The organism is Thioclava sp. ES.031, from assembly GCF_002563775.1.
Lineage (GTDB): Bacteria > Pseudomonadota > Alphaproteobacteria > Rhodobacterales > Rhodobacteraceae > Thioclava.
In genome coordinates, this window is record NZ_PDJO01000001.1 from 741,382 (window position 1) to 755,678 (window position 14,297).

Consider the following 14,297-nt stretch of genomic DNA (forward strand, 5'->3'; position numbering starts at 1 on the left):
CGCGCTTTCAGATCTCGTCCAGCTCGTCCAGAGATCCCATATCTTGAGTTCTGCCCCCCTGGGCCTCGCGCCATGGACGAATGTCGTAGACGTCGTGTCCTTCCTGAAGCTCGATCGATATGCCGCGTTCCAGAAGCCAGGCTGTCGCAAATTTCATCAGCCGGGATTTACGTTCGCGGTCGCCCTCGACCCCATAGAGATGTAGATGGGCCAAGCCAGCCTCGCCATAATGGGCGCGGGCCGAGATAAAGAGGTTGAGGTCTGGATTGTCCGCTCGCAGCAGTGCCTCCAGCTCGCCGAGGACCCTTGGGCGTTGAGTTCTCGCTCTCGCCAGTTCCTGATCTCTAGACATAGCAGCCTCAAAGGCTGAGGAACTTGATGGATTTTGGCTCGCGGCTCTTCACGAAGCCGACCCGGTCGGCTCGGACTTTCTTGAACGCGAAATTCTGATGCTGCAACTCGCTGGGACTGACCTCGCCTCTCGCCAGGCGCTCCTCATCCTTCGCGCGGCTTCGCGCCTTCTCTTCTTGCCGTTTCCTGTAAAGATCTTCCATGCGCGGTCCTCCGTGAAACCTACTTATAGCCTGAAAGTGCCTGCTTTGTCTCGTTTGATCGGGGACGCCGACTTCGCGTTTTGGAGATGTGCGACGGCGCGCTCCTCGTGAGCGGCTATCGCGGTTGTCGCAGACGTGCCGACACGGGGAGGTGATCTGCCCTCAGCGCTGCGGCGAAAACTGCGACAAGCATCGGCATCCCTACGCTTCTTCTCAGAGGCGCTTCTGGTGAAGCAATGATCTCGGGCCAGTTTGACTTATTTAGCCCTATCCGGTCTAAGTTCGACGGAAGGAGCGCGGTATGGACTGGAATGTGACAGCCGGTATGATCCTCATGGGCGTGTTCGCTGTGGCGGCCTTCTGGAGTGTGATGCGTGAGCGCCGGCATATCAAAGATGTGACAAGCCTGAGTGCGGAAGACATCCGTTGGGTCAATTCGCAGCCCCTTTCCGGAGACGCTTATTTTGGCGAAAGAACGACGGATGACGACGGCGACGAGGGGGATGATCCTTCGAATGGATCGACCTGAAAGCGATACTGATCACGTCGGACGCTTAGCATATTGATCTCGCAGAAGGGATCTTCTCTCATACACGCAAGCCGTCGCGCAGTTGCGGGCCAATTCCTCGCTTGGGAGCCGGTTCCTGATCGCTGGGTATAGCAGCCTCAAAGGCTGAGGAACTTGATGGATTTCGGCTCGCGGCTCTTCACGAAGCTGACCCGGTCAGTTCGGACATCCTTGAACGCGAGATTCTGACGCTGCAGCTCGCTGGAGCTGACTTCGCCCCTAGCCAGGCGTTCTTCATCCTCAGCGCGGCTTCGCGCCTTTTCTTCTTGTCGTTTTCTGTAGAGATCTTCCGTAACCATCCGGCGTGGACCGCACATGGGAGCAATTCTCAGGTCGTGCCCTTGGGGGCTTTGGGTTTGCGAGCCCGCGGGGCCCATTTCTTGGCAAGCCGGTTGAAGCGTTCAAGGATGCTGTCGATCCCGGCATCTTCGGCGTCGAAGTCCCCACCGGACCAGTGGAGCATGTCCTCGTGTTGCTCGTGATCGGGATCGGCGAGGGCTTCGAGGAACTCCTCGTAGCCCCAGGCACCGCCGACGTCCTCGGGTGGACAGGCACCGGTCGCCTTGAGAAGCCGTGGGTAGATCATGCCGGGGATGGCCTCGTAGACCCGCTCGATACGGATGCTGTGGTCCCAGTCATCGCCGAAGTCATAGATATACTGGATCGTCCTGGCGCCGGTGTCCTCGAGCACCTTTTCCAACGTCGTCTTCTTCGCGTCCATGGGGCCGTCGTAGAACCCGTCCGGGTCGGGCACGCCCCAACCGGCATCACCGGCGCGGAACTCGTAGAGGTGGGTATCTGTCCAGCCCATGGCAGCCTGTATGACCGCATGCAGCCGGTCGAGCCTGATCTTCAGCGGCACCTCGATATGGCGCATCGGCTGCGGGTCGACGTCGTTCAGGATGATCCGGAGGCGGGCGATCAGGGTCATGCGGCTATCCTTTGCTCAGCCCGGGCCCAGTTCCAGGGCAACAGATCCGGCACCCGGGAGGCGGTCGTGCCAGGCAACCGGACGAGGACATCGGCGAGCCAGGCCTGAGGGTCGACATCGTTCATCTTGGCGGTAACGATCAGGGAATACATGAAGGCGGCGCGGTCCCCGCCGCGCTCGGAGCCAGCGAAGAGCCAGGACTTGCGGCCAAGGGCGATGCCGCGCAGCGCCCGCTCCGCGGCATTGTTCGTCAGGCAGATCCTGCCGTCCTCGAGGAACCCGGTAAAGGCTGGCCAGCGCTCCGCCTTGAACATGTAGTCGATCGCCTTGGCGACCGGGTTGTGCTTCGACAGCCGGTCGCGCTCGGCACGCAGCCAGTCATGAAGCTCCTCGACCAGAGGCCGGGACAGCTGGTGCCTGGCCGCCTGCCGTTTTGCAGCCGTCAGCCCGTTGATTCCGCGCTCGATGTCGAAGATCGCGTCGATACGGGCCACGGCCTCCAGCGCGACGGGGGAGATATCATGGGCCGGCTTGCCCTTCCGGGCGTTCCCCTTGATGTCGGCGAGCTCGAAGAACTTGCGCCGGGCGTGGCTCCAGCATAGCGCAGACTCGACCGGCCCCGGGTCACGGTCGGCGCGGTAGAGGTCGTTGTAGCCCCCATAGGCATCGGCTTGCAGGATACCCTGCCATCCGGCGAGATGCCGGTTCGGGTTGGTCATTCCTCGGTCGCGGGAGAACTGGAACAGCGCGGCAGGTGGAGCCCCGCCGCCGAAGGGTCGGTCATCCCTGACATAGGTCCAGAGCCGGGCGGTTTTTGTCCCGCCCTTCGCCAACAGCGGCACTGTCGTATCGTCGCCATGCAAGCGGTCGCCATCCAGAACATGGGCACCGATCAACGCATGGATCGGCTCCAGCGCGGCGGCGCAGGCGCCAACCTGGTCGGCGAGGGTCGACAGGCTGAGATCGACGCCTTCCCGGGCATAGCGTTCGGCCTGGCGATTGAGCGGCTGATGCTGTCCAAACTTCTCAAAGAGGATCGTCGCCAGCAGGTTCGGGCCAGCCCATCCGCGCGGCGTGGCGTGGAAGGGCGCCGGCGGTTGGCTGATCTTCTCGCAGGTCCGGCAGGTGAACTTCTCGCGGACGGTCTGGATCACCTTCCACTGCCGCGGGATCACCTCCAACGTCTCGGTGACGTCTTCCCCCATCTTCACGATGCGATCCGAGCCGCAGCAGGAACAGGCCGTGGGCGCCGCGATCACCACGCGCTCGCGCGGCAGATGCTCCGGGAAAGGCTTGCGCGCCGGGCGGCGACGTTTGAGCCCCGCGACGATCGTGGTCTTCGCCAGCTTCTCGGCGGCAATCTCGTCTTCGGTGGCCGCGGCTTCGAGTTCCTCGAGCTGCAATTCCATCTGGTCGATCAGTCGGGCGCGGCGTTCCGAGCTGTGGCCGTATTGCTCGCGTCGGAGCTTGGCGATCTCGAGCCGGAGATGCTTGATCATCGCCTCGGAGGTCGAGACCACCGCCCGGGTCTGCGCCAGCTCGCTCTCGGCGGCCTCGGCACGGGCCTCGGAGGCCGCGAGCGCGGCGCGCAATCTGGCAATCTCGGAAGCGTTGTTCGACATGGCCAAGACCTACCATGCCGGCATCGGAAAGCCCATGCAAATAAGGTCGATGAGGCCAATTTATCCCGCCTTTGCAGGGCGTTGGGTCCAGCGTGGATTGCGCCAGTCGATCCCCTCCAGAAGATAACCGAGCTGGGCCGCGGAGATCTGCACCGCCTCGCCGCTTCCACTGGTCGGCCAGATGAACTTCCCCGCCTCCAGCCGCTTCGTATAGAGCGACATGCCCACCCCGTCGTGCCAGAGAAGCTTGACCAGCTCGCCCTTGCGCCCGCGAAAGCAGAAGATCTCGCCGGCATGGGGATCGCGCCCCAGACCCTGCTGCACCGTCAACGCCAAGGTGTTCATACCGCGCCGCATGTCAGTCACTCCGCCCGCGATCCAGACGCGCACCCCCGCCGGGAACGCGATCATGACGGATCCAGGGCTTGCACGAGGCGCGCCAGCACCATCGGGTCAATCGTGGCCGCCACAGACAGGCGACGGCCATTCGCGAGGGTAATATCTGCCATCAGGACCTCGGCTGTCTCTGGCGTCGGAACCGGTGCAAACGGTCCGCCTTGATCCTCCGCTTCTTCAGGAGCGGCGATGGCCAACGGTGTGAACTGCGGTCGTGCATCGCCGCTCGTCAGCCTGCCTTCGCGGTATTGGCGACGCCAGCGCACCAGCAGGGTGCGGCCAATATCATGACGCCGGGCTGTCTCGGCGACACGCCCTCTACCGCCAAAGCTTTCTTCAACGATGCGCACCTTCTCTTCATCCGTCCAACGCCGACGGCGCCCGGTATCGGTGACAGAAAGGATCTCAATTTCGGGTCTGTATCTATGGTCGGACATAGCTCCGGACCTACGCCGCCAGCCTCAAGTCCGAAAGACGGTCCTCCCCGGAGCCTTACGATCTTCCATGCGTGGTCCTCGGTGAAACTTAATTAGAGCCTTAAAGCCCGTGCTCTGTCTCGCTTGATCGGAGATGCTGACTTCGCGAATTCGAGATGCGCGACAGCGCGCTGGTGACTGACCGGCAACAACGGCTGCTTCGAGGGCTCGTCGCGCGTCAGTATTCCGCAAAGGAGGCGGGGCCAACCCTGATCGATCCGCTATGACATTGATGCGTTTCGCCGATATCGCAGGTCCAACCCGAGCAATTCCGAGTTTGATCTTTTTGATGTTTCGTCGCTACAGTGCCGGGAAAAGGATGTGTCATTGATCTGGCCGAATACATCATTGCGGGCGTGCTCACCGTGCTCTCCGGCGGAGCGGCGGTGGCCGCTTATGTCTTGCGAGCCACCCTTTCGGAGCCAGCGAAGATGACAGAAGAGGATCTCAAGGCGCTCGAGGCCTGTGACCTTCCCGAACCTCGATTCATCAAGATTGATGCCCAACTCAAAGCTCCTCGCACCCGTCTTGCGCCTCGGCCAACAGGCGCTAACAGACGTCTGCGTCTGACGGGGCCTCGCCGGACTAAGAAAAAGCCACGCCCAGTGTAGGTCGCCTTTGCCTTTCCAGCCAGGCCGACGAACATGTTTGTCGGCCCGTGTGCCTCGCATTTCGCAAGCGACATTCTCTCTCGGGTATCCAGCGTGCCGCACAGCCGCTTCGATGCTCTCGCGAACTCGTTCGCGCGCCCGATAGCCAGCCGTAGAAAACCCCAACCCGTCCTCGTTCTTGCTGGGCGATCCCCCGAGCAGATCTCCCATGGTTTCGACGAGTGTTTTCGATAGGGCCGAGCCTCGATGGTCTTCATCGATTCAGAGCTGGGCGCCCACGTGGAAGCCGCAGGCGGCTCCGCCGGGCGCAATGAGCCTGAGCGTGCCGACAGGCTCGCCAGTCGTGTAGTCAGTGAGCCCGATAACTGCTCGGGTCATCTGCGAGACGCGGAAAGTCTTCGACCTCGGAGAGAGTCCGGATCCGAGCAGACGCAGCCGTTGAGCGATCAGAGCGACGATGCCTCAAATATCCGGATCACCCGGAGGTAAAATGTCCGAATGCCTTGCAAAGCTTTCTGCGGCGAATTGCGCGGCGCGATAGGCGGTTTCTACAGGTGGAAGACCGGGGTTCTATATCGCGTGCTGCTCTGCAATGTATCTTCGAGGCGGCTCATAACTTTCGCAAGTATGTCATAAACGAATCAAATTGCGTAGCCCGTTCGCAATTTGCGACGTGCACACACTCAGGCTCAGCTCTCGATAAGGCTATACACGCACTGGGTGTGTAATGGTCGGATGTCTTGGAGTGTTTCAACTCAAGGTGGTGATCTCAATTTGCTGAACTTAAAAAGGAAGAATTTATTTTGCAACTAGAATGGAAGCCTGCATTAATCTATCGGAGCTGATCGCAGCGTGCTTCGGTGCCTTTCAGGGCGATGAAAGCTTCTAATTTTCATCGCTTTTAGACGATCTGCTAAAAATTTTCTTACTGATTTATTTAGGCATAGCAATGAGTGAATTTCAAAAAGCCAAAGGCCGCTCTCTGCGTATTTTCAAATGCGAGTCTTGCTCGCATCGGATGCGTTTCGGAGCAAATCGATGTGGCGCTTGCGGTCGGAGCGCGCCTCTCCTGAACCGGTCCGGCGTGTGGGGATTTCTGCTGATCTTTGTGGTTTTCGCGGGCGTTGTGCTGATCACGCGGTGAGTTGGTCTCAAGCACGGCGCTGCTTTAGCGAAACTTAGAGGGTGAAAACTTGAATGGTTTAGGTCTTACAAGCCCGCCCTTGGTCGGTTTAGAAGCTGTTCTTCTCGTCGTAACTCTTTCCCTCTTGGCGCTCGCGTTGCGGCGAAAGTTGACCATAGCCGCTGCGTGTTTCGTTATTTTTTGTTTTTCGATGTTGGGCGCTCCACTCACCTGGGGGCTCATTTATGCCCCCGATGGATCTTCTTTGCGGGAATTTGTCTTCTATCTGATCGGTGTCTGTGGCGGTTTTCTCGGGCTCTCGCTGTTCATGCTTGTCGTCTCGCCTTACGGATATTTAGTGATGTCTGGTGTTCTCGTCGTTGCGTCGACGATGATGTTTGTTGAGGATATTTCCTATGTTTGGGAGAGCGCGGCACTGCGTGAGACGGCTTTCATCGCCTCACTTCTCATCTTTGGGTTGGCAGTATACTTGGAGGCGACGGAGGGCGCGCTTCGACCGATGGTGCGACAATTTCGAAGAGGTGTTCTCTCTCGTTTCGGGGCGAGGGAGGCCCAGCGTTAGAGAGAAGCTGCGCGTGTGCCAAATGGGGTAAAGCCAGTCGCGTGTCTGAGGGTCGCCACCGCAATTCCGGCATGGCGTTTTCAGCGCATTCGGTTCCCGACGCAGCAAGCACGCGGGATTGATGCCCAACTGCTGAAATCGAACGCAGTTCTGCCCACTCTTGCGGGCGAAATTTTCGCATTCGTCTGCTCCTTCAGAGTTGGCGCAGACTCTACACTACGTTGAGGAATTCCGCGGAGGGCAGGTCACGTCCTCTGCACTAAGGCCGCGAATGCCTCAGGCTCCTCTGCGGCTGACAAACTGAAGTTCGTCACCTCGGCACAGTGCGAAGTTGCTCCGCGGCCACGAAGAGGCGGGGATCACGGGAGGCAGCGCTTGCAAAGATTTCCGTAAAGACCGCATTCGCACGTCATATTCGCGAGGCTGATTTTCTAACGCGGCAAATCGTAGAGCGAGTTCACGCTCGATGCTTTCGCAAGACAGATGGCCGTAGGTCCGGCTCACCGTGTCCGTGTTCGCGTGGCCGAGTTGACGCGCGACGATGGCAAGCGGCATACCGGCTTGCACAAGCTGACTGGCATAAGTGTGCCGCAACCCGTGGAACACGAATTCATGCGGCAGCCCGGACTTCTCGACAGCTGCTTTGAAGAGATGCTTGTGACAGGTTTTCCAGATCTGGCCTCCGCCGGTGCGAAAGACGATGTCGTCGTCTGCTTTCCCGGCGCATTTGGCCAAGAAAAATCGCATCCCTTCCTCCGGGAGATAAACATAGCGTGGTCGCCAGCCTTTGGGGGAGGAGACGTAAATGCCAAAGATGTCTTTTCCGACATCGCACACGCGAAGCGCTGAAAGCTCAGACACGCGACAGCCCGTGTAAAGCGCTGCGCGCACCAAGTCCGCAAGATCTGGGCGGCATGCGTCGATCAGCTCGCGACACTGTGCGCGGGTAAGGAAGATCTGGCGAGGCACTTCCAAATTCGGGACGCGGTGGATGCAGCGCCAAGAGCGTTCTGAGGCGGTGTGGCCGTTCTCCCATGCCATCTGCATGGCAATTCGCAAGATCCCCAGCAGTGTGTTCAGTGTTCCTTTCCTGCGCCGCAATGCATCCGGGTCGAGGCTTTCAATCTTCACCTTTGTCCCGAGCGCCTGGTTTCCCCGCTTGGGTGGCGTCTCAAGGATGGCACGACAGAACTTGGTGATTGTGTTGCCGGTGAGGTCATCGAGCTGAACTGTTCCGAGGCGCGGCAGGATATGAAAGTTGATCAGTGCGACAAGCGTCTCAAAGGTCGTCTTCGTGGCAGCAATGCGCTTCCATTCCACATAGTCGATCAGGGCGTCGCCCACAGTGAAGCCAGCGTCACTCTTCGAATATCGCAGATGCTGTGTGGTCCCCACTGGGAAGCTCGCAGAGGCGATGCCCCGGAGTTCCTGCTCGGCGAACCAGGCGCGTGCGAGCGTGATCGCCGCTTCGTAGGAAAGGCCCTGTGAGTTTTCCGAAACTGCGGGTCCGAGCCGCTGCTGCTTATAGCGGCCATCCTTCTTACGGATCCGAGCTACCCAATGAAGGGGCTTGGCTGGTTTTTTCTCGAGGCCAATGTGGCGACAATACTCGAGAATGTTCCAATAAGGCTCCCGTCTTTCAGGAAGTGTGTTGATCGTCTTTTGGGTATCGAGCTTCGGCGCGTGATCCATCGGATGCTTCCTCTTGGCCAAGGTTGAGGAAGTATCTTCGCGCTCTCTCCGTTAAGCCATATCGCTCGACGTAGTCGAGCAGAACGGCTTCTGCCGTGTCAGGTTGGGTCGGTTGTTTCATTGCATTCTCCTAGCAACTGCACGAGTGGGCACGCTAACAAGTTGAGAGTAAATAGCCCGTTAACACAACGAAGACACTGTTGCGGTCACCCGTGTAAAAGCCAGAAGTGAGGCCGCCGGGCGCAGTGAGCCTGAGTGTGTCGGCTGGCCGACAGTGTCGGGCCGATGGCGATGTTCTGGAGGCCTGCCGGTCAGGGCGTGCCTTCGCTGGAGCCTAGAGCGGCCAAACGATCAGCAGCAGCGGCAAGCTTACGGCAACGACGATCACCTCGAGCGGCAGCCCAAGCTTCCAGTAGTCGCCGAAGCGAAAACCGCCCGACCCGAGGATGAGTGTGTTGTTCTGATGCCCGATTGGCGTGAGGAAAGCACAAGACGCGCCGATCGCCACGGCCATCAGGAAACTGTCGGGGTTCACTTTTAGCGACGCTGCAATGCCCAGGGCAATTGGACTGAGAACTGCTGCCGTGGCCGCATTATTCATCAAATCGGAGAGGAACATCGTAGTGATCAGGATTGCCGCCAGAGCCGCGATGGCGTTCCCGCGCGCAACAGTTTCGACCAAGAAACGCGCCAGAACATCTGCCGCACCGGTGGTCTGCATCGCGCCAGCCACCGGGATCAGCGATCCCAGCAGGACGATGACAGGCCAGTCGATGGCTGTGTAGACCTGCCTGGGCGGCACGGTTCGCAGCAGCATCGAGCCCAGAACTCCCAAGGTAAAGGCCACGGATGCCGGCAGCAGGCCGAAGGTGGCAATTCCGATAGAGCCAAGCAAGAGCGCGCTGGCGATGATTGCCATGCGCGCATTGGGAAGATGCAATTCGCGCTCTCCCAAAGGCGCGCAGCTGGTCTCGTTCATGAAATCAGCCATGATCTCGGCGGGCCCCTGCATCATCAGCAGATCGCCAGGCTTCAGCTTCAGTGTGCGCAGCCGCGTCCGCGGGGGACGCCCTTCGCGTGAGACGGCCAGAAGATTGAGGCCGTAGCGCGTCCGCAGCCGCAGGTCTGTCGCGGACAGCCCGACGATCGTGGAGCCCGGCAGCACCGCGAATTCGCGCAACACGATATCCTCGTCGCGGTCCGAAGGCTTCGTCGCTGCATCGGTGTCCTCGGCGGACTTATTGGTCTCGGCTTCGTCCTTTTCAGTCTGCGGTGTTGTCTCTCCGGATTTCCGTTCCGCTCGCGCCGAGCCGCTCTCCTCCTCTTCAAGCGTGATGCCGAAGGCCGACAACACTTCGGCCAGCTCTTGAGCCTCGGCCTCCAGGATCAAAACGTCGTCCGCCTGTATGCGCCGTCCGCCATTTGGCGCCGTCATCCGCACGTTGTTGCGGACCAGCCCAATGATCTGCGCGCCGCTTTTTTCAATCCCGCGTTCGAACTTGCGCAGGGTCAGTCCCACGGCCTTACTTTTATCCGGCACTCGAACCTCGGTCAGATAGCTGCCAGTGTCGAAACCTGCCGTGCTCATCGGTTTGCGCGCAGGCACGATGCGCCATCCCAGAAGCACGATGAAAGCCACGCCGACGAAGGCGACCGCCACACCCACGGGGGCATAGTCGAACATACCGAACTGCCCCAATCCGGCTTCGGCGCGAAAGCCCGAGACGATCAGGTTAGGCGGTGTGCCGACCAGCGTGGTCATGCCGCCGAGGATCGTGCCAAAGGCCAGGGGCATCAGCATCTGCCCAGGTGTCAGGTCCAGCCGCCCTGCGAGCCGGATCGCGATCGGCATTAGAAGCGCGAGCGCTCCGACGTTGTTCATGAAGCCAGAAAGAACAGCCGAAAGAGCGACGAGCGCCGTCATGCTGGTCAGACGCTTTGCCTCGGAAGGTAGAATTGCCTGCGCCAGCCAGTCCACCGCCCCGGTATTCTGCAAGCCCTGACTTAGTATCAGAACGCAGGCCACCGTAATCACGGCAGGATGACCAAATCCCGCAAACGCCGCATCGGCCGGAACCAATCCGGTCAAGACGCAGGCCATCAGCGAGGCCAAGCCTACCAGATCGTGGCGAAGCCTCCCCCATAAGAACAGCGAGAGGGTTGCGCCGAGGATCGCGAACAAGGTGACTTGTGGCGCTGTCATCATGGCCTCCTTGCCTCAAAATTAGCGAAGAAGGCGTCCATGATAGACAGAGCTATTCAGGCAGGTCAAAACGCATGCCTTGTTGAATTGCGTTTTTGGGGACACAATGAACCAACATTTGACGATATATTTGCAGCAACTCGATAGGTGACGAATGAAAAGCAAGGTGACGAAGGCGATCTTCCCGGTGGCCGGCCTCGGAACCCGCTTCCTCCCCGCGACGAAGTCGATCCCGAAAGAGATCCTCACGTTGGTGGACCGCCCGCTTATCCAATACGCCATCGACGAGGCGCGTGCTGCGGGTATCGAGGAGTTCATCTTCGTCACCTCGCGCGGCAAATCGGCGCTGGAGGATTATTTCGACAAAGCCCCCGAGCTCGAAAACGCGCTGGCGCGGAAGGGCAAGACCGAGATCCTCGAAGAATTGCAGCAGACCAATATGGACAGCGGCGCGATCGCCTATGTCCGCCAGAACCAGCCGCTGGGTCTGGGCCACGCGGTCTGGTGCGCGCGCCGCATGGTGCATGACGAAGCCTTCGCCGTGATCCTGACCGATGACGTCATTGCCGCCGACAAACCCTGTCTGCAGCAGATGATGGAAGCCTATAACGAGACCGGCGGGAACTACGTCGCGGCGATGGAAGTCCCCGCCGACAAGACCGCCTCCTACGGTGTTCTGGATGTCGGCCCCGGCGACGGTCCGCGCCTGCCCGTCAACGGCATGGTCGAGAAGCCCAAGCCCGAGGATGCCCCCTCGAACCTCGCGGTGATCGGGCGCTACATCCTCACCCCGCGCATCATGTGGAACCTCGATGCGCGCAAGGCGGGGGCTGGCGGCGAAATCCAGCTTACCGACGCGATCGCGCAGGAAATCCATGGCGGCAACTCGGTCTACGCCTATCGCTTCGACGGGCAGCGCTACGACTGCGGCTCGAAGGCGGGCTTCCTGCAGGCAACGGTGGTCTTCGGCCTCCAGCGTCCCGATTTGAAGGATGAGTTCGGCGAGTATCTCTCCGATCTCTCCGCGATGCGGCAGGCTGCCGAGTAAGCAATGAAGCATGTGTTGGTAACGGGTGGTGCGGGCTATATCGGCTCGCACGCCTGCAAGGCGCTGGCCGCGGCGGGATATGTCCCATCAAGGAAGGTTGAGAGGCCAGACTCCAGACTCGTCAATTTCCAGAACAAGAAGGTGGCGACTACAGCGAGGACGAAAGCAGACGGGAAAGGCTTCGAGCTTCTATCACTGAGGATCACAACGCAGCACCAGCTCTTGAGTCTGTCGAACATGATCTCGACACGGTCGCACCGCTACAACCGAACGCAAGAGCGTCGCTGATCATGTTTTTTTCAGCGACAAACAGTCGAAATCGCGCTATCCACTCTTCCGTCAGAGGAAAAGATGCATCATCCGCCCGCCACACTTGAGCATACGAGTGATGTTCCGATCAACGGCACCGCCCCGTGGCGTGCAAATGCCGGGTATGGATGAAAGCATCTAGAAGTTGAACATTTTGGAGGCAAAATAGAGTTACACTGCGTCAGGCAGATCGTTGCCCTATGTTTCGGGAAATATTTTGCGCCCGGAACCACGGAAGTGCTCGTTACGCCCACTCAGCGCTTTTCGCACTCAACGATTTAGCCCCTCGCCAATCGTCGCCGCCTCCACGAACAAAGATCTTTTAAAATGGAACTAATATCGTGATCGCTCCCCTAACCAGCTTTGATCAGTTTTTCGAATTGCAGCCACATGGGCTTGCAGGATATTTTGCACTCTCCATACTTTTTGGATTTTGTTTTCTTTATTTCTGGATAGCTCGCAACCAAGAATTTTTTGGCAAGCGATTTTTCATGATCACCAATCTCGCGCTGATATGGTGGCTGTTCGCCGCCATCATGGAACTATGGTCGGTTGTGCCATTCTGCAAGGCCGCTTGGGGGACTTTAGCCTTTCCAGCCATTGGCCTAGTCCCTGTATCTTGGTTCTTGTTCGTCTATCGTTATGCGCGGGGCGAAACCGGCCCAATGGAGCGATGGCAAAAAGCGCTGCTTATTGTAGTTCCGAGCTTCATTTCGCTTCTGTGCTTTACCAACCCATGGCACTGGCTGTTTTACAGCCGTGCATCGGCGCCGGTTTCAGATGTCCGAGGCGCCGCGCTTCACTATGATCACGGACCCTTTTTCGCCCTATCATCACTTCTGCTTTACGTATTTATTCTGGGCGGCTTCGTCATCCTCTTTCGCGCTGCCGCGCGCGCGCATGGAAGCTACCGGCTCCATTTTTTGCAGATTTTCATTCTGACGATTGTGCCAATAGTTGCAAATATTGCCTATGTATTCAGCGGCTGGACTATCGCAGGAATCGATCCGACACCGTTCATGTTTTCGGTGATCCTGTTGCTTTATTCTCTACTGATTTTATCCAATCAAACGTTCCAGATCGCTTCAGTGGCACGGGATATGGTCTTTGAAACCCTACCCAACGCAGTACTTGTCGTTGGTCGCGACGGACGTGTTTTGGAGCATAACGCGACAGCCACAGAACTGTTTTCGTTGCGAGATTCGTCCAATATTCCCGCCAGCGAAATCCCAGGCCTTGAAAAATTGCTCGAAACGTTGATGCAAGCATATCAACCGGGTGCCGTAGAAGACGTCTTAATCGGGACACGCGAATTCGAGGTGCAGACCTCGCACATTCCCAGACCCTTTGGATCAGATGACCGGTTTCTCGGTTGGCTCTTCGTTTTCTTCGATATTACAGAGCGGAAAATTGCAACAAAAACGCTCAAGAAAGAATTGAGTGTGAATGATGAGAAGTTGCGCGATATGCGCATGGAACATCATCGTATTAAGAATGAAGCCCTATCGGACCCATTAACAGGACTACTTAATCGACGGGCTCTGTCGGACGAGTTCGACGAAATGGTCGCGTCGTGCAGCTTAGAAAAGGGGCCCATCATGGTGACGGTGATCGATATCGATCACTTTAAATCGATCAATGACCGTTTTGGCCATGCAGCTGGCGACCGCGCGCTCATTGCGGTTTCAGGAGCTTTGCGTCGGGCGTTCCGACGCGAAGACCGTCTTTTCCGGATCGGCGGCGAAGAGTTCGTGGTACTTTCTCCGAACCTCGACATCAAAACGCTCGAAGACCGCATTGAAGAGCTGCGTGAAATCATCTTTGCGGCCGGAGAAAATCTTGGCCTCGACGGTCTGGAGTTAAGGTTTTCTGCTGGGATCGCCGAACGTCCTCTTGATCGGACAGCCTTGTCTGACCTGATTGATATGGCCGACAAACGACTTTACGCAGCCAAATCCGCTGGCCGCAACCGAACGATTGGCCCGGACGGCCATAATAACATAAGACATTGATACAGATGCGCCGCACGGTACAATCGAACTTACGCGGCGCAATCTTGTGCCGGGGCAATTGCTTTGCCCCTATCCGACCTTACAGATCGGGGCAAAGCCAACCATACGCCGCCTCGGCGCGATGCTGCTCGCGATGCACATTGCGCGCCTCACTATTAGGGAAGACACG

14 protein-coding genes are annotated in these 14,297 nt (G+C 58.6%); 5 read left to right on the forward strand and 9 right to left on the reverse strand.

Annotation, left to right across the window (positions count from 1 at the left end):
• Window positions 1–7: 7 nt before the first annotated feature.
• Window positions 8–352 carry a hypothetical protein gene (locus AXZ77_RS03665; protein WP_098410080.1) on the reverse strand — a complete coding sequence of 115 codons (345 nt, stop codon included), beginning with the start codon at window positions 350–352 and terminating at the stop codon, window positions 8–10.
• Between the two features lie 7 nt (window positions 353–359).
• On the reverse strand, window positions 360–554 hold the full coding sequence (locus AXZ77_RS03670; RefSeq protein ID WP_098410081.1) for a hypothetical protein: 195 nt from the start codon (window positions 552–554) through the stop codon (window positions 360–362).
• A 301-nt stretch (window positions 555–855) separates the two neighbouring features.
• Between AXZ77_RS03670 and AXZ77_RS03675 the strand changes: the two genes are divergently transcribed.
• Window positions 856–1,083, forward strand: coding sequence for a hypothetical protein (locus AXZ77_RS03675; RefSeq protein ID WP_098410082.1), 228 nt, complete (start codon window positions 856–858; stop codon window positions 1,081–1,083).
• A 137-nt stretch (window positions 1,084–1,220) separates the two neighbouring features.
• On the opposite strand, the gene AXZ77_RS03680 is transcribed toward AXZ77_RS03675, so the two are convergent.
• Genes AXZ77_RS03680 through AXZ77_RS03700 form a run of 5 tightly spaced genes read right to left on the reverse strand, consistent with a single transcriptional unit; the run spans window position 1,221 to window position 4,508 of the window.
• Entirely contained in the window at window positions 1,221–1,421 is a 201-nt protein-coding gene (locus AXZ77_RS03680) for a hypothetical protein (RefSeq protein WP_098410083.1), read from the reverse strand.
• A gap of 29 nt (window positions 1,422–1,450) precedes the next feature.
• The gene (locus AXZ77_RS03685) at window positions 1,451–2,053 is read right to left on the reverse strand and encodes a plasmid pRiA4b ORF-3 family protein (RefSeq protein ID WP_098410084.1); all 603 of its coding nucleotides are present in this window, start codon (window positions 2,051–2,053) and stop codon (window positions 1,451–1,453) included.
• Entirely contained in the window at window positions 2,050–3,675 is a 1,626-nt protein-coding gene (locus AXZ77_RS03690) for an IS66 family transposase (RefSeq protein ID WP_098410085.1), read from the reverse strand. The genes AXZ77_RS03685 and AXZ77_RS03690 overlap by 4 nt, the downstream gene beginning before the upstream one ends.
• 60 nt (window positions 3,676–3,735) lie before the next feature.
• Complete coding sequence (gene tnpB / locus AXZ77_RS03695) at window positions 3,736–4,086, reverse strand: IS66 family insertion sequence element accessory protein TnpB (RefSeq protein ID WP_098410086.1); 351 nt, start codon at window positions 4,084–4,086, stop codon at window positions 3,736–3,738.
• Window positions 4,083–4,508 (reverse strand): transposase, encoded by a 426-nt coding sequence (locus AXZ77_RS03700; RefSeq protein WP_098410087.1) that lies wholly within the window; start codon window positions 4,506–4,508, stop codon window positions 4,083–4,085. Before AXZ77_RS03700 ends, tnpB begins: the two co-directional genes overlap by 4 nt.
• A 1,843-nt stretch (window positions 4,509–6,351) precedes the next feature.
• Here AXZ77_RS03700 and AXZ77_RS03705 point away from each other — a divergent pair.
• Complete coding sequence (locus AXZ77_RS03705) at window positions 6,352–6,864, forward strand: hypothetical protein (RefSeq protein WP_141536217.1); 513 nt, start codon at window positions 6,352–6,354, stop codon at window positions 6,862–6,864.
• 276 nt (window positions 6,865–7,140) lie between these two features.
• On the opposite strand, the gene AXZ77_RS03710 is transcribed toward AXZ77_RS03705, so the two are convergent.
• Both AXZ77_RS03710 and AXZ77_RS03715 read right to left on the reverse strand, forming a co-directional pair.
• Complete coding sequence (locus AXZ77_RS03710) at window positions 7,141–8,556, reverse strand: site-specific integrase (protein ID WP_098410089.1); 1,416 nt, start codon at window positions 8,554–8,556, stop codon at window positions 7,141–7,143.
• A gap of 334 nt (window positions 8,557–8,890) precedes the next feature.
• The gene (locus tag AXZ77_RS03715; protein ID WP_098410090.1) at window positions 8,891–10,759 is read right to left on the reverse strand and encodes an SLC13 family permease; all 1,869 of its coding nucleotides are present in this window, start codon (window positions 10,757–10,759) and stop codon (window positions 8,891–8,893) included.
• Window positions 10,760–10,913: 154 nt separating this feature from the next.
• On the opposite strand from AXZ77_RS03715, the gene galU reads away from it, so the two are divergent.
• From galU to AXZ77_RS03730, 3 genes are all read left to right on the forward strand, one after another.
• A complete protein-coding gene (galU, locus tag AXZ77_RS03720) occupies window positions 10,914–11,807 on the forward strand; it encodes a UTP--glucose-1-phosphate uridylyltransferase GalU (protein ID WP_098410091.1) in 894 nt (297 codons plus the stop codon).
• 3 nt (window positions 11,808–11,810) lie between these two features.
• Window positions 11,811–12,095, forward strand: a complete 285-nt coding sequence (locus tag AXZ77_RS19705; RefSeq protein WP_255266405.1) for an NAD-dependent epimerase/dehydratase family protein — start codon at window positions 11,811–11,813, stop codon at window positions 12,093–12,095.
• 362 nt (window positions 12,096–12,457) lie between these two features.
• Window positions 12,458–14,128, forward strand: coding sequence for a histidine kinase N-terminal 7TM domain-containing protein (locus AXZ77_RS03730; protein WP_098410093.1), 1,671 nt, complete (start codon window positions 12,458–12,460; stop codon window positions 14,126–14,128).
• Window positions 14,129–14,297 lie beyond the last annotated feature (169 nt).